This is a genomic window from Variovorax sp. 10L426, assembly GCF_056395305.1.
Genome location: NZ_JBFTJF010000024.1, coordinates 25,329 through 43,492, shown reverse-complemented (window position 1 = coordinate 43,492; position 18,164 = coordinate 25,329). Strand labels below are relative to the sequence as shown.

General features: G+C 65.7%; 18 protein-coding genes. 6 read left to right on the top strand and 12 right to left on the bottom strand.

Features of this window, described 5'->3' with window-relative positions:
• Window positions 1-32: 32 nt before the first annotated feature.
• The 3 genes from mreD to AC1DHL_RS26480 all read right to left on the bottom strand — a co-directional run bounded on the left by mreD (window position 33) and on the right by AC1DHL_RS26480 (window position 2,655).
• Complete coding sequence (gene mreD / locus AC1DHL_RS26490; protein WP_478163931.1) at window positions 33-554, bottom strand: rod shape-determining protein MreD; 522 nt, start codon at window positions 552-554, stop codon at window positions 33-35.
• Window positions 551-1,534, bottom strand: a complete 984-nt coding sequence (mreC, locus tag AC1DHL_RS26485; protein WP_478103662.1) for a rod shape-determining protein MreC — start codon at window positions 1,532-1,534, stop codon at window positions 551-553. The genes mreD and mreC overlap by 4 nt, the downstream gene beginning before the upstream one ends.
• Window positions 1,535-1,611: 77 nt before the next feature.
• The gene (locus AC1DHL_RS26480; protein WP_028249609.1) at window positions 1,612-2,655 is read right to left on the bottom strand and encodes a rod shape-determining protein; all 1,044 of its coding nucleotides are present in this window, start codon (window positions 2,653-2,655) and stop codon (window positions 1,612-1,614) included.
• Between the two features lie 229 nt (window positions 2,656-2,884).
• Here AC1DHL_RS26480 and gatC point away from each other — a divergent pair, with 229 nt between their 5' ends.
• From gatC to gatB, 3 genes are read left to right on the top strand one after another with little or no spacing between them, the layout of a single operon-like run.
• A complete protein-coding gene (gene gatC / locus AC1DHL_RS26475; RefSeq protein ID WP_478103660.1) occupies window positions 2,885-3,184 on the top strand; it encodes an Asp-tRNA(Asn)/Glu-tRNA(Gln) amidotransferase subunit GatC in 300 nt (99 codons plus the stop codon).
• Complete coding sequence (gene gatA, locus AC1DHL_RS26470) at window positions 3,181-4,668, top strand: Asp-tRNA(Asn)/Glu-tRNA(Gln) amidotransferase subunit GatA (RefSeq protein ID WP_478163930.1); 1,488 nt, start codon at window positions 3,181-3,183, stop codon at window positions 4,666-4,668. The genes gatC and gatA overlap by 4 nt, the downstream gene beginning before the upstream one ends.
• 15 nt (window positions 4,669-4,683) lie before the next feature.
• Window positions 4,684-6,171: an Asp-tRNA(Asn)/Glu-tRNA(Gln) amidotransferase subunit GatB gene (gene gatB, locus AC1DHL_RS26465; protein WP_478163929.1), complete on the top strand. Its 1,488-nt coding sequence runs from the start codon at window positions 4,684-4,686 to the stop codon at window positions 6,169-6,171.
• 130 nt (window positions 6,172-6,301) lie between these two features.
• On the opposite strand, the gene AC1DHL_RS26460 is transcribed toward gatB, so the two are convergent.
• Window positions 6,302-6,979: a DUF4124 domain-containing protein gene (locus AC1DHL_RS26460; RefSeq protein WP_478103656.1), complete on the bottom strand. Its 678-nt coding sequence runs from the start codon at window positions 6,977-6,979 to the stop codon at window positions 6,302-6,304.
• A 24-nt stretch (window positions 6,980-7,003) separates the two neighbouring features.
• The gene (gene pyrE / locus AC1DHL_RS26455) at window positions 7,004-7,687 is read right to left on the bottom strand and encodes an orotate phosphoribosyltransferase (RefSeq protein WP_478103655.1); all 684 of its coding nucleotides are present in this window, start codon (window positions 7,685-7,687) and stop codon (window positions 7,004-7,006) included.
• 13 nt (window positions 7,688-7,700) lie between these two features.
• Between pyrE and AC1DHL_RS26450 the strand changes: the two genes are divergently transcribed.
• On the top strand, window positions 7,701-8,504 hold the full coding sequence (locus tag AC1DHL_RS26450) for an exodeoxyribonuclease III (RefSeq protein ID WP_478103653.1): 804 nt from the start codon (window positions 7,701-7,703) through the stop codon (window positions 8,502-8,504).
• 12 nt (window positions 8,505-8,516) lie between these two features.
• Here AC1DHL_RS26450 and AC1DHL_RS26445 read toward each other — a convergent pair whose 3' ends face one another.
• Window positions 8,517-9,425: a LysR family transcriptional regulator gene (locus tag AC1DHL_RS26445; RefSeq protein ID WP_478103652.1), complete on the bottom strand. Its 909-nt coding sequence runs from the start codon at window positions 9,423-9,425 to the stop codon at window positions 8,517-8,519.
• Window positions 9,426-9,539: 114 nt separating this feature from the next.
• Between AC1DHL_RS26445 and AC1DHL_RS26440 the strand changes: the two genes are divergently transcribed.
• On the top strand, window positions 9,540-10,799 hold the full coding sequence (locus tag AC1DHL_RS26440; protein ID WP_478163928.1) for a flavin-dependent oxidoreductase: 1,260 nt from the start codon (window positions 9,540-9,542) through the stop codon (window positions 10,797-10,799).
• 25 nt (window positions 10,800-10,824) lie between these two features.
• Window positions 10,825-11,787 carry a tripartite tricarboxylate transporter substrate binding protein gene (locus tag AC1DHL_RS26435; RefSeq protein WP_478163927.1) on the top strand — a complete coding sequence of 321 codons (963 nt, stop codon included), beginning with the start codon at window positions 10,825-10,827 and terminating at the stop codon, window positions 11,785-11,787.
• Between the two features lie 18 nt (window positions 11,788-11,805).
• On the opposite strand, the gene AC1DHL_RS26430 is transcribed toward AC1DHL_RS26435, so the two are convergent.
• The 6 genes from AC1DHL_RS26430 to AC1DHL_RS26405 all read right to left on the bottom strand — a co-directional run bounded on the left by AC1DHL_RS26430 (window position 11,806) and on the right by AC1DHL_RS26405 (window position 18,138).
• Window positions 11,806-12,552, bottom strand: coding sequence for a GntR family transcriptional regulator (locus tag AC1DHL_RS26430; protein WP_478163926.1), 747 nt, complete (start codon window positions 12,550-12,552; stop codon window positions 11,806-11,808).
• A gap of 10 nt (window positions 12,553-12,562) precedes the next feature.
• Window positions 12,563-13,228: a cysteine hydrolase family protein gene (locus AC1DHL_RS26425; protein WP_478103646.1), complete on the bottom strand. Its 666-nt coding sequence runs from the start codon at window positions 13,226-13,228 to the stop codon at window positions 12,563-12,565.
• Window positions 13,229-13,772: 544 nt separating this feature from the next.
• Complete coding sequence (locus tag AC1DHL_RS26420) at window positions 13,773-15,383, bottom strand: ABC transporter ATP-binding protein (RefSeq protein ID WP_478103645.1); 1,611 nt, start codon at window positions 15,381-15,383, stop codon at window positions 13,773-13,775.
• Window positions 15,384-15,398: 15 nt separating this feature from the next.
• A complete protein-coding gene (gene biuH / locus AC1DHL_RS26415; protein WP_478103696.1) occupies window positions 15,399-16,112 on the bottom strand; it encodes a biuret amidohydrolase in 714 nt (237 codons plus the stop codon).
• Between the two features lie 23 nt (window positions 16,113-16,135).
• Window positions 16,136-17,056, bottom strand: a complete 921-nt coding sequence (locus tag AC1DHL_RS26410; RefSeq protein WP_478103644.1) for an ABC transporter permease — start codon at window positions 17,054-17,056, stop codon at window positions 16,136-16,138.
• On the bottom strand, window positions 17,053-18,138 hold the full coding sequence (locus tag AC1DHL_RS26405; protein WP_478163925.1) for an ABC transporter permease: 1,086 nt from the start codon (window positions 18,136-18,138) through the stop codon (window positions 17,053-17,055). The genes AC1DHL_RS26410 and AC1DHL_RS26405 overlap by 4 nt, the downstream gene beginning before the upstream one ends.
• Between the last annotated feature and the right edge of the window lie 26 nt (window positions 18,139-18,164).

The following is an 18,164-nucleotide window of genomic DNA, read 5'->3' as shown; positions in this document are numbered from 1 at the left end:
ACCTCATCGTTTACGCGCTCGGGCGGCCTCATCTAGAGTGGCCGATTGGCATCTGGTTCCGGCGCTCGGCGCTGCGGCGCCAGCAGCGCGAGGCTCACCAGCGGCCACAGCGCCGCCTCGATGACCGGGGCGATCAGCAGCGACCAGCCGGGGAACACGCCGCCGCCGATCATCCGGATCGCAAGCTCGATGAGGTGCGATACCGCGAACAATGGCAGCACCTGCAAGGCCTGCGAGATCACCGGAAACCACAGCAGCCGACGGTGGATCATGATCGCGAAGAAGCCGAGCGTCGTGTATGACAACGCATGCTGGCCGAGCATGGCCGCCTGATGCACATCCATCAGCAGGCCGAACACGAAGGCGGCACCGATGCCGATGCGGGCGGGCTGATGGACGCTCCAGAACACGATCACCAGCGCCAGCAGGTCGGGGGTCCACGCAGCTCGGCCGACCGGCACCATGTTGAGCAACAGCGCAACGATGAGGCTCGTCCACATGAAGAAAGGGCTGACGGGCAGCAGCAGCTGCTGTTGTCCGGGACGCATGATCATCGGGTGCGCCTCTCTTTCTTGTCGCCCTTGTCCGCCTTGGCATCTGCCTTGGCGTCCGCCTTGTCGGCCTTCTTCTTGGCGGCGGCCGCCGCGGGCGCAGATGGGGCGGGCCGCGGCAAGGGCGGTGTTCCGGTCGGCGCCAGTACGAGCACGTAGCGCGCCGCCGTCACGTGGCCCAAGGGCTCGCTGTGGATGCGCGCGAAGGCGGATTCAGCGCGGCGCTCGATGCGATCGATCTTCGCGACCGGCAAGCCGGGCGGATAGACGCCGTCGACGCCGCTGGTCGTCAGGATGTCGCCTTCCTGGATATCCGCATTCGCAGCGATGAAACGCAATTCAAGCCCGGCGCCATGAGCGCTGGCATCGCCGAAAGCCACGCTGCGGGCGCCGGTGCGCGTGTTCTGCACGGGGATGGAAAGGTCGCGATCGATCACGAGCGTGACCTCGCTCGTGAACGGCAGCACCTGGGTGACCTGCCCGAGCACGCCGTTCTCGTCGATCACCGGCGAGCCGGCCGCGATGCCGCTGTTGAGGCCCTGGTCGATGACAAGCTTGCGGGTATAGGGGTCGGCCGTGTCGTAGAGCACCTCGGCCACCCTTCCGGGGGTCTGGGTCGTCTGGCGCAGTTCGAGCATCGCGCGCAGCCGGGCGTTTTCCTTCGCGAGCGTATCGGCCTGGCTCGCCCGTTCGGACTGCAGCGCGAGCGCCTTGCGCGCGTCTGCCTCATTGGATTGCGCGGCTTGCAGATCTTCGAGATAGCGCCCGCCGCCCGCGATGAGCTGCACCGGCTTCAGCGCGAGCCACTGGATGGGATAGAGCACCGCGCCGATCGCTGTACGCACCGGCTGGACGATGTTGAAGCGTGCGTCAGCCACCATCAGGAACAGCGCGAGCGCGCTGAAGAAAATCAGCTTGCTGAGCGCCGAAGGCCCCTGGTTGAACAAGGGTGGCGCGGTGCGATCGAGCGTCCCGAGCGGCATGACGAGAGGAGTGCCTTAAATTGAAAAAGCCGGCCCTGCGCAGACGACGCGGGCCGGCAATTTGCGCAACAGCTGCATTATTCGCTGGTAAAGATGCTTCCGAGCCGGTCCATGCGCTCCAGCGCGATGCCGCAGCCTCGCACCACGCAAGTCAGCGGATCTTCGGCCACGAGCACTGGCAGGCCGGTTTCCTCGGCCAGCAGCCGGTCGAGGTCGCGCAAGAGCGCGCCGCCGCCGGTGAGCATCATTCCGCGTTCAGCAATGTCGGCACCCAGTTCGGGAGGTGTTTGCTCGAGGGCGTTCTTGACGGCGGACACGATGTTGTTGAGCGGGTCGGTCAGCGCTTCCAGCACTTCGTTGCTGCTGATGGTGAAGCTGCGCGGCACGCCTTCGCTCAGGTTGCGGCCCTTGACTTCCATTTCCTTGACTTCGGAGCCCGGGAAAGCGGAGCCGATGCTCTTCTTGATGACTTCGGCCGTCGGTTCGCCGATCAGCATGCCGTAGTTGCGGCGGATGTAGTTGATGATGGCCTCGTCGAAGCGGTCGCCGCCGACGCGGACGCTGCCCTTGTAGACCATGCCGCCCAGCGAGATCACGCCGACTTCGGTCGTGCCGCCGCCGATGTCGACAACCATCGAGCCGCTGGCTTCGGAAACCGGCAGGCCGGCACCGATCGCGGCGGCCATGGGTTCTTCGATGAGGTAGACCGAGGTCGCGCCTGCCGCTTCGGCCGCGTCCTTGATGGCGCGGCGCTCGACCTGGGTGGAACCGCAGGGTACGCAGATGATGATGCGCGGGCTGGGCGTGAGCAGCGAACGCGGGTGCACCATCTTGATGAACTGCTTGATCATCTGCTCGGTGATCACGAAATCGGCGATCACGCCGTCCTTCATGGGACGGATGGCTTCGATGTTCCCGGGCACCTTGCCGAGCATGGCCTTGGCTTCGCGACCCACGGCCTGGATCACCTTCTTGCCGTGCGGACCGCCTTCATGGCGGATGGCGACAACCGAGGGCTCGTCCAGGACGATGCCCTTGTTGCGAGCAAAGATCAGGGTGTTGGCGGTGCCGAGGTCGATCGCGAGGTCGGTAGAAAAGTACCGACGGAAAGCTCCAAACATTGTGGAATCCTCTGGAGCACGGCATGCGCGTCGGCACGCCGTCGCCCTCTTGCTGGGTCGTTTGACGGGGGTGGTTTGAAACGGTTTTGCGGCAAATGCCGTCGCGTTCGCGGGGGTTGCGGCAAAGGCGGGATAATAACCGAATCCCTTGACGCTCCCAGCGTTTCGGCGCACCTTTTCAGCGTGCCAGGGGCCTCGTTTTCACGTTCGCCAAGGCTTCTTTTCTCCGATGTCCCTCACTTCTTCCGATATCGCGCGCATCGCGTCGCTCGCCCGGCTCCAGCTGGCCCCCGATGAAAGCGAGCGCATGCGCGGCCAGATCAACGGCTTTTTCGACCTCGTCGAACAAATGCGTGCCGTCGACACTACCGGCATCGAGCCGCTCGCCCATCCGGTCGCCACGATCGAGGACGTGACCCTCCGTCTTGCCGAAGACGCCGTCACCGAGCCCGACAACCGCGAAGCCAACCAGCGCAGCGCGCCGGCCGTCGAGAACGGTCTATTCCTGGTCCCGAAGGTGATCGAATGAGCGGCGAACTGCATCAATTGAGCGTGACGGAACTCGCCAAGGCCCTGCGTGAACGCAAGGTGTCGGCCGTGGAAGCCGCCAAGCACCAGCTGACCCGCATCGGGCAACACAAGGAGCTGGGTGCCTTCATCGCCATCGACGAAGACCTGACCTTGGCCCAGGCCCGCGCGGCCGACGTGAAGATCGCCGCCGGCCAGGCCGCCGCATTGACCGGCGTGCCGATTGCGCACAAGGACATCTTCGTCACCGCCGACCTGCCGACCAGCGCGGGGTCGCGCATCCTCGCCGGTTACCGATCGCCGTTTGACGCCACTGTCGTGAAGCGCCTCGCAGACGCGGGCGCCGTGACGCTCGGCAAGCTGAGCTGCGACGAATTCGCGATGGGCTCGGCCAACGAGAACGTGGCCGTGCCCGCCGTGGGCTTCGACCACGCGGTGCCGGTACGCAATCCATGGGATCCCACGCGCATTCCCGGCGGCTCGTCCGGCGGCAGCGCCGCCGTGGTCGCGGCGCGACTGGCACCCGCCGCGACCGGCACCGACACGGGCGGCTCGATCCGTCAGCCGGCCTCGTTCTGCGGCGTGACCGGCATCAAGCCGACCTACGGACGCGCTTCGCGCTACGGCATGGTCGCGTTCGCCTCGAGCCTCGACCAGGCGGGCCCGATGGCTCGATCGGCCGAGGACTGCGCGCTGCTGCTCTCGGCCATGTGCGCCCCTGACCCGGACCGCGATTCGACATCGCTCGACCGCCCCCCGGAAGATTTTTCGCGCCGTCTGGGCGAATCGCTCGAAGGCCTTCGCATCGGCGTACCCAAGGAGTTCTTCGGCGAGGGCGTTGCCCCTGGCGTGCGCGCCGCGGTCGATGCGGCACTTGCCGAATATGAAAAGCTCGGCGCCCGCCGCGTAGAGATCACGCTGCCGCGCACCGAACTGTCGATTCCCGTGTACTACATCATTGCGGCTGCTGAAGCGTCGAGCAACCTGAGCCGATTCGATGGCGTCAAGTTCGGCCATCGCGCGAAGGACTATCGCGACCTCGCCGACATGTACGGCAAGACACGCGAGGAAGGCTTCGGCGACGAGGTCAAGCGCCGCATCATGATCGGCACCTACGTGCTGTCCCACGGCTATTACGACGCCTACTACCTGCAAGCCCAGAAGGTGCGCCGCATGATCGCGGACGATTTCCAGCAGGCCTTCAGCCAGTGCGACCTCATCGCCGGCCCCGCGGCGCCCACGGTGGCATGGAAGCTTGGCGAGCACGGCGGTGACCCGGTGGCGGACTACCTCGCGGACATCTTCACGTTGCCGGCGTCGCTCGCCGGCCTGCCCGGCATGAGCGTGCCGGCCGGCTTCGACGGCGGCATGCCTGTCGGGGTGCAATTGATCGGCAACTACTGCGACGAAGCCCGTCTGCTCAACGCGGCACACCGCTTTCAGCAGGCCACCGACTGGCACCAGCGCGCGCCGGCCGGCTATTGATGGCGAAAAATTGACATGAGCGAAATCAACACTTTCGAGGCCGCGCAGAGCGGACGTCCGACAGGCCCGCTGGTTCGTGGCTATGAAGTCATCATCGGCTTCGAGACCCACGCGCAGTTGTCCACCGCATCCAAGATCTTCAGCCGCGCATCGACCGCCTTCGGCGCCGAGCCGAACACACAGGCCTGCGCAGTCGATCTGGCACTGCCCGGCACGCTGCCGGTGATGAACAAGGGCGCCGTCGAACGCGCCATCAAGCTTGGCATCGCGCTCGGCTCGCACATTGCGCCGCGCAGCGTGTTTGCGCGCAAGAACTACTTCTATCCCGACCTGCCGAAGGGCTACCAGATCAGCCAGTTCGAGATTCCGGTCGTGCAGGGCGGTTCGGTGAGTTTCTTCCTCGGCGACGAGAAGAAGACCGTGCGACTGGTGCGCGCGCACCTCGAGGAAGACGCGGGCAAGTCGCTGCACGAGGATTTCATCGGCCAGTCGGGCATCGACCTGAACCGCGCCGGCACGCCGCTGCTGGAAATCGTGACCGAACCCGACATGCGCTCGACCGCCGAGGCCGTCGCCTACGCGCGCGAGTTGCACAAGATCGTCACCTGGATCGGCATCTGCGACGGCAACATGCAGGAAGGCAGCTTCCGCTGCGACGCCAACGTGTCGGTGCGCAAGCCCGGCGACCCTCTGGGCACCCGCCGCGAGATCAAGAACCTCAACAGCTTCAAGTTCATGCAGCAGGCGATCGACTACGAGATCCGCTGGCAGATCGACGAGATCGAGGATGGCCGCGAGATCCAGCAGGCGACGGTGCTGTTCGACCCCGACACTGGCGAAACGCGCGCCATGCGGACCAAGGAAGACGCGGCCGACTACCGCTACTTCCCCGATCCGGACTTGCCGCCGCTGGCGATCGCCGCCGAATGGATCGAGCGCGTTCGCGCCCAGATGCCCGAACTGCCGCGCGCGATGGCCGAGCGCTATGTGCAGGCGCACGCCCTGTCCGAGTACGACGCCACGCAGCTCACCCAGAGCCCCGCGCTGGCACGCTATTTCGACGATGCAGTAAGCGCCGGCGCCGCACCCAAGCTGGCCAGCAATTGGATCACCGGCGAAATCGCGCGGCGCCTGAACCTGCAGGACATCGCGATCACCGAAGCGCCCGTGGGCGCGGCACAACTCGCGAAACTGATCCAACGCATCAGCGACGGCACCGTGTCGAACAACGCAGCGCGCCAGGTCTTCGACGCACTCTGGACCGGCGAAGGCCAGGACGCCGATGCAGTGATCGAAGCCAAGGGCCTCAAGCAGATGAGCGACACCGGCGCGCTGGAAAAGATCATCGATGGCGTCCTGGCCACCAACCAGAAAAACATCGACGAATACCGCGCCGGCAAGGACAAGGCCTTCAACGCCCTCGTCGGCCAAGTCATGAAGGCCAGCCAAGGCAAAGCCAACCCCGCCCAAGTCAACGCCCTCCTGAAAGCCAAACTGGGCTGATGCCGCGCCAGCGGCCCGCGAAGCGCGGCCGCCCTTCGCGAAACACCGCGGAACCGGCTTTGCCGGGCCGCCGGTGTTGCCCCCGGCAGGGGGTGGGCGGCTACACGAAGTGAGCCAACCTGGGGGCGAGCTACTTCCCAGCCCACAAAGGCTTGAGGCGCACCTGTTCTTCATCGAAGCGCGCGTTGACGCGCTTCTTTTCGTCTTCCTGCTCCGCGATGAACCTGTTCTGCACCTCGGCGCTTCTGGCGTTGTCGTCGGCCTTGCGGCGGACCGAGCCCGGCGCCTTGGCCGGGTCGCCCTTGTAGAACTCGAGCTCCTCGTCGATCCGCTTGCGCTCCTCGGCCAGCTCGCCAAGGCGCTTCTTGGCCGCCTGAATCACCGCATCGATCTGCACCAGCGCTTCGGCGCGTTCGCGGTCGTGCGCAGCGGCATTGGGATAGCGGATCAGCAACGCACGTTCGCGCCGCCGCTCTTCGATCTGGCGCGACGCCTGCAACTGCGCCTGGCGTTCGCGCTCTTCGCGCTCGGCCTGTTCACGCGGCGTGTACGTAGGTTCGACCTTGCGCCGTATCGTGCCACTGGGGTTCAGCTCACGCTGCTCCCGGTCGATGCAATCGGGAATGGGTCGGTCGGCGGTGATGGTGTGGCCCCGCGCGTCGACGCAACTGTAGATGCCGGCGCTGCTGGATGCGCCCCCGGCAGCGCCGCCCGGCGGGCGCGCTGCGCCGGCTTGTTGCGCGCGGATTTCGCCGGCAACGACCAGCGTGAGCGCCAGGAATCCAATCAGTGCGTAGGTTCTCGCCAACGTGAGTCCTTCAGGCGGGTTGAATCAGCTTGCGCCGTAACGAGTCCTGTATGCCAGCACCGCCTGGTGATGGGCGCCCAGTTCGTCGTCGGCACGGCCTGAGAGGTACTGTAACAAGTCGTCAAGCGTTGCGATCGCAATCACGTGCAGACCCAGTTGATTGCGGACATATTGCACGGCGCTGTGCGCCACGTCCTGGCCGTTTTCGGTCGCCATCTCCTGGCGATCGAGGGCGATGGCCACCGCATGCGGGGTGGCGCCAGCGTTCTGGATGGCGGCAATGGATTCGCGCACCGCGGTGCCGGCGGACATCACGTCGTCCACGATCAGCACGCGGCCCTTGAGCGGCGCGCCGACCAGCGAGCCGCCCTCGCCGTGGTCCTTGGCTTCCTTGCGGTTGTAGGCGAACGGCACGTTGCGCCCGCGGCGAGCGAGTTCGGCAGCCACTGTGGCACCCAGTGGGATGCCCTTGTAGGCCGGGCCAAAGATCATGTCGAATTCCAGCCCGCTGGCGATCAGGCGGTCTGCATAGAATCCGGCGAGCCTCGCGAGCTTGGCGCCGTCGTCGAACAGGCCCGCGTTGAAGAAATAGGGGCTCATGCGACCGGCCTTGGTCTTGAACTGGCCGAAGCGCAGCACCCCCGACTCCAGAGCGAACTGCACAAACTCCTGTGCGAGCGCGCTGCCCTCTTCAATCTCTCCAGCCATAGGGAATGTCCTCGTGTTCAAACTGACCAGCCTCAACCTCAACGGCCTGCGATCGGCTGCCACCAAAGGCGTTGCCGACTGGGTGGCCGAACTGGCGCCGGATTGTATTTGCATGCAGGAAATCCGCGTCCAGGCGAGCGACATCGAGGGCCGCTTCGAAGAAATGGCGGGGCTGAAAGGCCACTTTCATTTCGCAGAGAAAAAAGGCTATGCGGGCACTGCGATCTACACGAAGCATGCGCCCAGCGACGTCATCGTGGGCTGGGGCGATCGCGAGTTCGACGCCGAGGGCCGCTACCTTGAACTGCGTTTCGATACGCCGAAACGCAAGCTGTCAGTCATCAGTTGCTATTTCCCGAGCGGCTCATCGGGCGAAGAGCGGCAGGCGGCGAAGTATCGATTTCTCAAAGGCTTCTTTCCGCATCTCGTGGCGCTCAAGCGCGAGCGCGAATTCGTGCTGTGCGGCGACATCAATATCGCGCACAAGGAGATCGACCTGAAGAACTGGCGCGGCAACCAGAAGAACAGTGGCTTCCTGCCGGAAGAACGCGCCTGGATGACGAACCTGCTGGACACCGGCGCCGAAGGTGCCGGGCTCGTCGACGTCTACCGGATGCTCAGGCCCGACACCACCGAAGAAGCCTACACGTGGTGGAGCAACCGAGGACAGGCCTACGCGAAGAACGTGGGCTGGCGGCTGGACTACCACCTTGCCACGCCGAAGCTCGCCAAGCTCGCGCGCAACGAATCGATTTTCAAGACGCTCAAGTTCAGCGACCACGCGCCGATCACGATCGACTACGACTTCACGCTGTAGCGCGAACAGTCCCTAGCGGGAGAGCACGGGCAGCGCCTTCATGAGCGTTTCGCCGAATGAATGCATGGCTTCGCTCTCGTACGCGCCGCGCTTGGTGATGCGAAAGAAATCCATGCCCACCTTGGGCTTGACCAGCACGTCGGTGCTCACCCGGTGGCGGCGACACGCCGCAAGCGCGAAGGTGGGCATCACCGCAGTACCGAAGCCGGCCTCGACCATCGAGATCATCGTGCCGAAGAAGTTGAAGGACTGCCGTTGCTGCGCATCGGCCCGCCCGATCGCGCCGAGATGAACGTCGATGACCTTCTGGATCGGATTGTTCTGCGGCAGCGCCAGCAGCTCGGCGGATCGCAGCGCCGACCATGACACCGTCCCGGTGGACGCAGATGCTTCATCGGATTCTGCAGGCGCCACCCGCATCAGATGAAAGCGGCCCACGGGCGTGCGCTCCAGTCCCGCCGCCGCCTTGAAGAAGAAGCCCAGGCCCATGTCCGCCTCGCCGTTGACGACCATCTCCTCCACATCACGCAGGTCGGCATCGAAGAGGCGCAAGCTGACCGACGGATGGTCATGGCGAAACTGACGGAACACCTGCGGCAGAAGATTCGACGACACCAACGGCGTCGCGGCAATGCGCAAGGTCTGCCGCGCAGCATCGCCTTCGATGCCGAGGCGCGACGTGACGTCGTCCAGGTCGGTGACGACGCGTTCCACGACCGGCAGCAGGCGACGGCCGGCCGAGGTCAGGCTCACCATCCGCGTGGTGCGGTCGAACAGGCGACAGCCGAGCTGCCGTTCCATCTCGCGCACCAGGGTACTCAGTCCAGCCTGCGTCATGTGCGCCTGCTCGGCCGCGCGGGTGAAATTTCCAATGCGCGCCACGTGCAGAAAAGCGCGCATCTGACGGACCGACATATTCATATGACTTCATGATAAATCCATACGACATCTAAATTTCCCAAATGATCGATGGCTCGATCTAATCCGCTTTCCTACTTTCTTATTGATGCTGGACAAAGAAGAGCGAGACGAGATATGAGCAAGCAAACCGAAGTCATCGTGCTGGGTGCCGGCATCGGCGGCCTGACCCTGGCCTTGAGCCTGCACCAGGCCGGCATCGCCTGCTGCGTGTACGAGGCAGTGCCCGAACTGAAGGCGCTGGGCGTCGGCATCAACCTGTTGCCGCATGCGGTGCGCGAACTGAGCGAACTCGGCCTGGCAGCTACGCTCGATGCCGTGGGCGTCCGCACGCAGGAATCGGTCTTCTTCAATTCGCACGGCCAGCTCGCGTTTCGGGAAGCGGCCGGGAGCGCGGCGGGCTACGACTGGCCGCAATACTCGATCCATCGCGGCGATCTCCACAGCGTTCTTCTGGCCGCGACGCTGGAGCGCCTCGGCGCCGATGCCGTCGTGTGCGGCCACCGCTGCGCGGGCGTGGACCAGGACGACACCGGCGTCACGGCCCGCTTCACCTCCCCTGACGGCTCGCCCCTGCCCAGCGTGCGCGGCGCCGTGGCCGTGGGATGCGACGGCATACATTCGGTGCTGCGCAAGCAGTTCTATCCCAATGAAGGCGCGCCGCGTTACTCGGGCGTCAACATGTGGCGCGGCACCGCGAAGCACAAGCCGTTTCTCTCCGGCGCGAGCATGGTCCGGGCGGGCTGGCTCGACCAGGGGAAGATGGTGATCTATCCGATCCGCAACAACGTGGACGGCGAAGGCAACCAGCTCATCAACTGGGTCGCCGAGATCCATGCACCCAAGCCTGCGCTGCAGGACTGGAGCCGCCCCGGCCGTCTGGAGGACTTTCTCCCGGCCTTCGAGAACTGGCATTTCGACTGGCTCGACGTGCCGGCGCTGATTCGCTCTTCCGACGCGATCCTCGAATACCCGATGGTCGACCAGGACCCGCTGCCCAGGTGGACGCACGGGCGCCTCACGTTGCTGGGCGATGCGGCACATCCCATGGTGCCGCGCGGCTCGAACGGTGCCGGCCAGGCCATCATCGACGCCCGCTGTCTCGCAGGTGCGTTGAAAAGGCTGGGCGTAGGCAACCCGGCACTGGAGGACTACGACAGCGTCCGCGTGAAGGCGACCACGAACGTCGTGCTCACCAATCGCAGCAATCCGCCCGACACGATCCTTCGCGAGGTCTTCGAACGTTCCGGCGGCCGACGCTTCGAGCGGCTGGAAGAATTCGTGACGCAGGACGAACTGCAAGCCATTTCGGACAACTACAAGCGCGTCGCCGGCTACGACCCCGTCGCGCTGAAGAACCGTCCTTCCTACCTTTGATTTCCAACAAAAAGACGGAGACATCATGCGCAAACTGACCCGATTCCTCGGCGCCTTCCTCATGGCCGCCAGCGCAGTGGCCGCCCACGCATGGCCCGAACAGCCGATCACGCTGGTCGTGCCGTACACGCCCGGCACCGGCATCGACCTGGTCGCACGGCAACTGTCGGCGCGGCTGCCGGCATTGCTCGGCCAGCCGGTGGTCGTCGAGAACATCGCCGGCGCCAGCGGCAACATCGGCAGCGAAAAGGTGGCACGCGCCAAGCCAGACGGCTACACGTTGATGGTGCAGGTCAACACGCTGGTGATGAACAAGAGTCTGTACAAGTCTCTCGCCTACGACCCGGTCTCCGACTTCACGCCGGTTTCCCTCACGTCGTGGGGCACGCTGCTGCTGGTCACCAATCCCAATGTGCAAAAGACCAGCTCGGTCGCGGAAATGGTTGCTGCAGCCAAGGCCAATCCGGGCAAGCTGAATTACGCGACGCCGGGCGTCGGCACGCCGCACCATCTGTCGATGGCCATGCTGCTGCAGAGCTCCGGTGCGGAGATGCTGCACGTGCCTTACAAGGGTACGGCCGGCGCCGTGACCGATCTGCTGGGCGGCCGCATCGACTACATGTTCCTGCCGGTGCACGTCGCGCTGCAGCACATCCAGGCCGGCAAGCTCAAGGCCATCGCCACCGGCAGCGACAAGCGGCTTCCGCAATTGCCTAACGTGCCGACGCTCGCCGAATCCGGCATCAAGGGCGGCAACGTCGACATGTGGTACGGCGTGCTCGCGCCCAAGGGCACGCCGCCCGCCGTGGTCGCGCGACTCAACAAGGAAATCGGCGCCGTACTCAAGCAGCCGGAAGTCGCGAAGGCCTTCGAGGCGCAGGGCATGGTTCCGGCCGCGTCGACGCCCGAGGAGTTCGGCGGGCTGATCAGCAAGGATGCAAAGCGCTGGGCCGAGGTGGTTCAGCGCGGCGGCATCACTGCAGACTGACGGGCGAGCGCCAGGCGCTCAACGCTCGGGCCGCCGTGTGCGGCCCGCATGCCTTGCCATGTGCACTTGGTGCAGCGTGATCTTGCGCACCTCGGCCTGGCTGGTCTCGATGTGCGCGCGCAGCAGCATCGCGGCCTGATCGCCGCGATTGGCACGAATCGCCTTGAGGATCTTGGCGTGCTCGTCGTAGGTGGCATCGATGCGCGGCTGCTGGGTGAAATCGAGCCTGCGGATGATGCGGATGCGGTCGGTCACGTCGCGATGCACGCGCGCCATTTCGCCATTGCCCGCCGCTTCGACGAGCGAGCAGTGAAAGGCCTCGTCCCATTGCGCGACCTGCACCGTGTCGGCGCTGCGTTGCGCGGACGGCACGAGCCAGATGCCGGCGAGGCTGTCGAGCAGGCTGCGATCGACGCGATGGTCGCTTTCACAGAGGCGGTGCACGGCAGTGGTCTCGAGGACCATCCGCAGGTCGTACAGCTGCTCGAACTGGTCGAAGTCGAAAGGCAGCACGCGCCAGCCGCTGCGAAACAGCACTTCGACGAAGCCTTCCTGCTGGAGCCTGAAGAGCGCCTGCCGCACCGGTGTGCGCGAAACGCCGAGCCGTTCGCTGATTTCGTTCTCGGTGAAGCGGTCTCCGGGCACGAGGCTGAATTCGGCCACATCGCGCTTGAGCTGCGCGTAGACCTCATCCGCGCGCGTGCGGAACGCTACCTCCTGCAAAGCGGGCTGGGCTGGCGCGGAAGGGGTTCGAACGGTCGACACGAGGGCAATGTTAGTGCTTGCCGAGCGCGGCAAGCAACGAGGAACTCGGGGCGGTCCAGCCGACGATTGCACCCTGCGCGCGAATCATTTCAACGGCAGCGGCCTTGAAGGCGGGAAAGTAGCTTTCGGTGCAATCTTCAAGCAGGAGGCAGTCGTAGCCGCGATCGTTGGCCTCGCGCATGCTGGTCTGCACGCAGACTTCGGTGGTCACGCCGCCGAAGAGCAGATGCGTGATGCCGCGCCGCCGCAGCATCTCGTGCAGGCCCGTGGCATAGAACGCACCCTTGCCGGGCTTGTCGACGACGATCTCTCCTTCGATGGGAGCGAGCGCGTCGATGATCTGGTTGCCCGGCTCCCCCATCACCAGGATGCGGCCCATGGGGCCTTGGTCGCCGATGCGCAAGCTCGGGTTGCCGCGATTGCGCTTGGCGGGTGGGCAATCGGAGAGGTCGGGACGGTGTGCCTCGCGGGTATGGACGACGAGGCCACCTGCTTCTCGCCAGGCTTCGAGAGTCTTCTTCGTCGCCGGGACGATGGCTTCGAGCAGGGAGACGTCGTTGCCCAAAGTCTCGCCGAAGCCGCCGGGCTCGATGAAATCGCGCTGCATGTCGATCAGGACCAGTGCCGTTTTCGGGAGATCGAAATCGTATGGGAAGGGGGTGGCGGCTACCTGCATTTCGGGCCTTCGATGGAGTGGGGTTGGGGGTGGCGGAGGCGGGCGGTGTGCCTTGGGCCGGCCGACGTCACCGGCCCTTCGGGCTGCCCTGCGCTGCTCGCGATACGCGGGGTCCGCGCGAAACTCGCTTCGCTCAAACACGCGCGGCCCTGATCCGCGTACCGCTGCGCTGCTCGGCGGTGCCTCAACGGCCGGCCCAAGGCACACCACCCGCCTCCGCGGAGAGGGAAGGGGTTGACTGTCCGCCGCCATCGCCGTGATGCACGCGCAGGCTGTTGGCGTTCGAGACGCGCGCATCGCTCGCACAACCATGGAGCCCGGTGTGCGGTGCGGGCTGTGCGACCCTTCTGCGCCGCTGAGGAGCGCAGCTTCAGGCGGATCAGGGCCGCGTGTGTTTGAGCGAAGCGAGTTTCGCGCGGACCCCGCCTGGAGCGAGCACCGCAAGGAAGCCCGAAGGGCCGGCGCAGCGGGGTCGCACAGCCCGCACCGCATACCGGGCGGCCCCCCCAAGCAAACGAACACGGCAGCAAGGCCCGGAGGAGCCTCATGAAGCCACCACAGCGTGCTCCCCGCCCCCCATATGCGCCCCCAACACATGCCTTTCAGCCGTAGCAGCAGGCGTCTCGAACACAACACGCCCTTCGCTCATCACGACGATCCGGTCCGCCATTTCCAGCAGTTCATCCAAGTCTTCGCTGATCAGCAAAACCGCACCACCCCGCGCCCGCACCTGCACGATACGGCTGTGAATCTCCGCCACCGCCGCGAAGTCCAGCCCGAACACCGGGTTCGCCGCAATCAGCACGTTGATGTCGCCCGCCAACTCCCGCGCCAGCACCGCCCGCTGAACGTTGCCGCCGGAGAGGCTGCGGATCGGCGCGCCCTCCCCTTGCGTCTTGACGCCGTATTCCGTGATCCATTCGCGCGCACGACTGCGCCACAGCGGGAAGTTCAGCACTCCCGCGCCGAGCGCCTGCCACGCCAGCGGCGGTTGATCGAAATCGCGCAGGGCCATGTTTTCCGAAACACTGAGATCGCCCACGCAAGCATTGCGCAATGGCTCTTCGGGCAGGCTTCGCACCTTCAGGCGCCGGTTCTCCTCACGCCGCGCACCATAGGGCTTGCCCATCACCGTGACTTCGCCCGCGAGGCGCGGCCGTTGGCCCACCAGCGCCTCTACCAACTCGCGCTGGCCATTGCCGGAGACCCCGGCCACGCCCAGGATTTCCCCGGCCCGCACGCTCAGGCTCAGGTCGTGCACCGCCAGCGTTCCCCGATCACCCTGCGCACGTAATCCGTCGATGCGCAAGGCAACGGGCGCATCCGTCGGCGTGTCCTTCATCGCGTGCAACGCGCGCCCGGACGGCGCAGCCGTGTCGCTTTCGGGCGGCGGCGCCTCGCCTTCGCCCATCATGGCCGCCGCAAGTCTCGCCGGATTCGTCTCGGCCACCTTGCAGTGATGCACCGCCTTGCCGCGGCGCAGCACCGTCACGCTGTCGGCATAGGCCATCACCTCGCGGAACTTGTGCGTGATGATGAGCACCGTGCACATCCCGCTCAACGCGAACTCGCGCACGTGGCCCAGCACCTCGTCGGCCTCTTGCGGCGTCAGCACCGAAGTCGGCTCGTCGAGGATCAGCAGGCGCGGCTTCAGATACAGCTGCTTCAGCAATTCGAGCTTCTGCTTCTCGCCGGCCGCCAGTTCCGAAGGCCGCACGTCGAGATCGAGCGTGAAGGGCGTCGTGGCCAGGAAATCCTTCAGTTCGGCACGCTTGCGCTTCCAGTCGATCATGGCCGGCGTCTTGCCGCCCGCCAGCAACAGGTTTTCCGCAACCGTCATGCCCGGTGCCAATGTGAAGTGCTGGTAGACCATGCCGATGCCGAGCGCCCGCGCGACGATCGGGTTCGCGATGTCCTGCTCGCGCCCGTCGATCATGATGCTGCCCTCTTCCGCACGCTGGAAGCCGGCCACGCACTTCACCAGCGTGCTCTTGCCAGCGCCGTTCTCTCCCAGCAGCGCATGCACGGTGCCTGGCTCGACGTGCATGGTCACATGGTCCATGGCCGTGAAGCTGCCGAAGCGCTTGGTCAGTTCGTAGGTGTCGAGCGCCAGCGCGCCTGTGGCTGGCGGGATCGGGTAGACGGGGGCGATCATGCTCGGAGCCTTTCTCTACATGGCCGACACGGCGTCCAGCAACGCGGCCGAATTGGCGTGCGCGCCGAACACGCCACCCTGCATGGTGATCATCTTCAGGGCGGCCAGATGATTGCCATGATCTGTCGCGGCCGTGCAGTCCGACAACAGCAAGCATTCGAAGCCGCGATCGTTCGCATCGCGCATGGTGGTGTGCACGCACACGTCGGTCGTAATGCCGGCGAGGATCAAGTTCTCGATGCCACGCGTGCGCAAGACAAGTTCGAGATCGGTCGCGTAGAACGAGCCCTTGCCCGGCTTGTCGATCACCACCTCGCCGGCCATCGGTGCCAGCGCGGGAATGATTTCCCACCCAGGCTCGCCGCGCACCAGGATGCGCCCGCACGGGCCTTCGTCGCCGATGCCCACGCCGTTGGCGCCGATCTGTCGCGACCGCCAGCGCTTGTTCGGCGGCAGATCGGCGAGATCCGGGCGATGGCCCTCCCGCGTGTGGATGATGTGAAAGCCGAGTTGCCGCAGCCGCGCCATCGTGCGCGCGATCGGCTCTATGGGCGCCTGGACCAGCGACAGGTCATAGCCCATCACATCGACATAGCCGCCCTTGCCGCAGAAGTCCGTCTGCATGTCGATCACGATGAGCACCGTGTTGTCGGGCCGCAGCTCGCCGTTGTAAGGCCACGGATACGGGTCCGCCGCAACGAAGCGTGTGGCTTGCTCGACGGCATTCATGGATCGTCTGCTCACAAGGATTCTCAACGTGTTGAAGACAGCTCGCCGGGACTTCCGACGGCCACGCTGCCTGGCTTGCAGGTCAGTACGAGGATGACGAGCGTGAGCACATAGGGCACGGTATTGAAGAGGTGGTAACCCCACCCCACGCCGACCGATTGCAGCGCCGGGCCGATCGCGCCGGCACCGCCGAAGAGCAGTGCGGCGCCGATGCAGCGCAGCGGACTCCAGCGCGCGAAGATCACGAGCGCCACCGCGATCAGGCCTTGGCCGCTGGAGATGCCCTCGTTCCAGCTACCCGGATAGAAGAGCGTCAGCGACGCACCCCCGAGCCCCGCGATGAATCCGCCCGCCGTGGTGGCCGCGATGCGCAGGCCCGCGACGGAATAGCCGAGCGCGCGTGTCGCGTTCGCGGAATCGCCGGCCATGCGCACCAGCAACCCGATGCGCGTGTGCGCGAAGCCCCACCACAGCAACACTGCCAGCACGATGCCAACCGGCACCAGCGAATTGACCTGCAGCGCCGCCCGGATGACCGGGTTGTCGCTCCAGTTGCCCAGCGGAATCGCCGGCAATTGCGGCGCCTGCGGCTGGATCAGCGGCTTGCCCAGGTAGAACGCGAGTCCGGTGCCGAACAGCATCAGCGCGATGCCGGTCGCGACATCGTTGACACGGTCGAGCGAACACAGCAGGCCGTGCAGCAGCGCGAGCATCGCGCCCACGATGCCGCCGATCAGCACACCGAGCCATGCCGACCCTGTCAGCCACGCGCCACCAAACGACGCCATCGCCGAAAGTACGAGCACGCCTTCCAGGCCGAGGTTGATGCGGCCGGACTTCTCCGTCAGGCATTCGCCCAGGCTGACGAACAGGAACGGCGCGCCGACGCGCAGCGCGCCGCCGACGATCGCGGCAACGAAGGCGATCCACTGGTCGGTGGTCATTGCGCGATCTCCTTGGCGAGCGCGGTGCTCGGCGCAGCCCTCGGCGCACGGTTCCTGAGCAGCGCATTCCAATCGATCATTCGCAGCCCCTCGCTCGCCAGGATCAATACGAACGCCATGCCCTGCAGCACCAGCACCGAGGCGTCGGGCAACCCCAGCCGGCGCTGCAGCAGGCTGCCGGCGGCGCCGAAGCCTCCGAAGAGGATCGCCACCGGGATGACGGCCACCGGGTTGTGCCGCGCGATGAAGGACACAAGGATGCCCGCATAGCCGTAGCCTGCGATCAGCGAAGCGTTGGCATTCGTATGGACCGCCGCCACCTCCACCGCACCCGCCACACCGGCGCACGCGCCGCCCAGGCCGCAGGCGGCCAGGATCAATCGATTGGCCGGCAGCCCTACCAACTGGGCGGTCCGCGGATTGCCGCCGACGACCCGTACCGAGAAACCGGAGGCCGTGAAGCGCAGCCACAGCCCCGACACGATGCACGCGACCACGCCGATCACCAGGCCCCAGTGCACATCCGAACCGCCGATGCCGCCGATCCCCAGCCCGTCCGCGAGCGATCGCGTCGCCGGCTTGTTGAGACTGGCCGGATCACGCAACGCACCTTCGACCAGATGCTTGAAGAGTCCGATCGCCACATAAGCGAGCAACAGGCTGCTGATGGTTTCGTTGATGCCGCGGTACTGACGCAGCCAACCCGCGAGGGCGATCCATGCCGCACCGGCCACCGCGCCCGCAATGCACAGCGCCACCGTGCCTGCGATGTTCGCCGGCAGCGGCAGCACATAAGGAAGCGCAGCGCAGGCCAGCCCGCCAAGCACCAGCGCGCCTTCGCCGCCGATGATCACCAGTCCCGCACGCGCCGGGATCGCGACGCACAACGCCGTGAGCATCAGCGGCGCCGCGCGCTGCAGCGTGTTCTGCCACGAGAACCAGTCGCCGAAGGCGCCCTTGAACAGGATGATCCAGACATCCAGCGGACTCGCGCCGGCGAACCAGACGAACACACCGAACAGCAACAGCGCCGCCGCGATGGCGAACACTGGCAATGCGATCTCGCGAAGAGTGTTGCGCATGAGGTGGGCGGCTATACGAAGTGAGC

Excerpts from the sequence above, each read along its gene's own strand:
- mreD (WP_478163931.1), bottom strand. The coding sequence starts at position 554 with ATGATCATGCGTCCCGGACAACAGCAGCTGCTGCTGCCCGTCAGCCCT.
- mreC (WP_478103662.1), bottom strand. The coding sequence starts at position 1,534 with ATGCCGCTCGGGACGCTCGATCGCACCGCGCCACCCTTGTTCAACCAG.
- AC1DHL_RS26480 (WP_028249609.1), bottom strand. The coding sequence starts at position 2,655 with ATGTTTGGAGCTTTCCGTCGGTACTTTTCTACCGACCTCGCGATCGAC.
- gatC (WP_478103660.1), top strand. The coding sequence starts at position 2,885 with ATGTCCCTCACTTCTTCCGATATCGCGCGCATCGCGTCGCTCGCCCGG.
- gatA (WP_478163930.1), top strand. The coding sequence starts at position 3,181 with ATGAGCGGCGAACTGCATCAATTGAGCGTGACGGAACTCGCCAAGGCC.
- gatB (WP_478163929.1), top strand. The coding sequence starts at position 4,684 with ATGAGCGAAATCAACACTTTCGAGGCCGCGCAGAGCGGACGTCCGACA.
- pyrE (WP_478103655.1), bottom strand. The coding sequence starts at position 7,687 with ATGGCTGGAGAGATTGAAGAGGGCAGCGCGCTCGCACAGGAGTTTGTG.
- AC1DHL_RS26445 (WP_478103652.1), bottom strand. The coding sequence starts at position 9,425 with ATGAATATGTCGGTCCGTCAGATGCGCGCTTTTCTGCACGTGGCGCGC.
- AC1DHL_RS26440 (WP_478163928.1), top strand. The coding sequence starts at position 9,540 with ATGAGCAAGCAAACCGAAGTCATCGTGCTGGGTGCCGGCATCGGCGGC.
- AC1DHL_RS26435 (WP_478163927.1), top strand. The coding sequence starts at position 10,825 with ATGCGCAAACTGACCCGATTCCTCGGCGCCTTCCTCATGGCCGCCAGC.
- AC1DHL_RS26425 (WP_478103646.1), bottom strand. The coding sequence starts at position 13,228 with ATGCAGGTAGCCGCCACCCCCTTCCCATACGATTTCGATCTCCCGAAA.
- AC1DHL_RS26420 (WP_478103645.1), bottom strand. The coding sequence starts at position 15,383 with ATGATCGCCCCCGTCTACCCGATCCCGCCAGCCACAGGCGCGCTGGCG.
- biuH (WP_478103696.1), bottom strand. The coding sequence starts at position 16,112 with ATGAATGCCGTCGAGCAAGCCACACGCTTCGTTGCGGCGGACCCGTAT.
- AC1DHL_RS26410 (WP_478103644.1), bottom strand. The coding sequence starts at position 17,056 with ATGACCACCGACCAGTGGATCGCCTTCGTTGCCGCGATCGTCGGCGGC.
- AC1DHL_RS26405 (WP_478163925.1), bottom strand. The coding sequence starts at position 18,138 with ATGCGCAACACTCTTCGCGAGATCGCATTGCCAGTGTTCGCCATCGCG.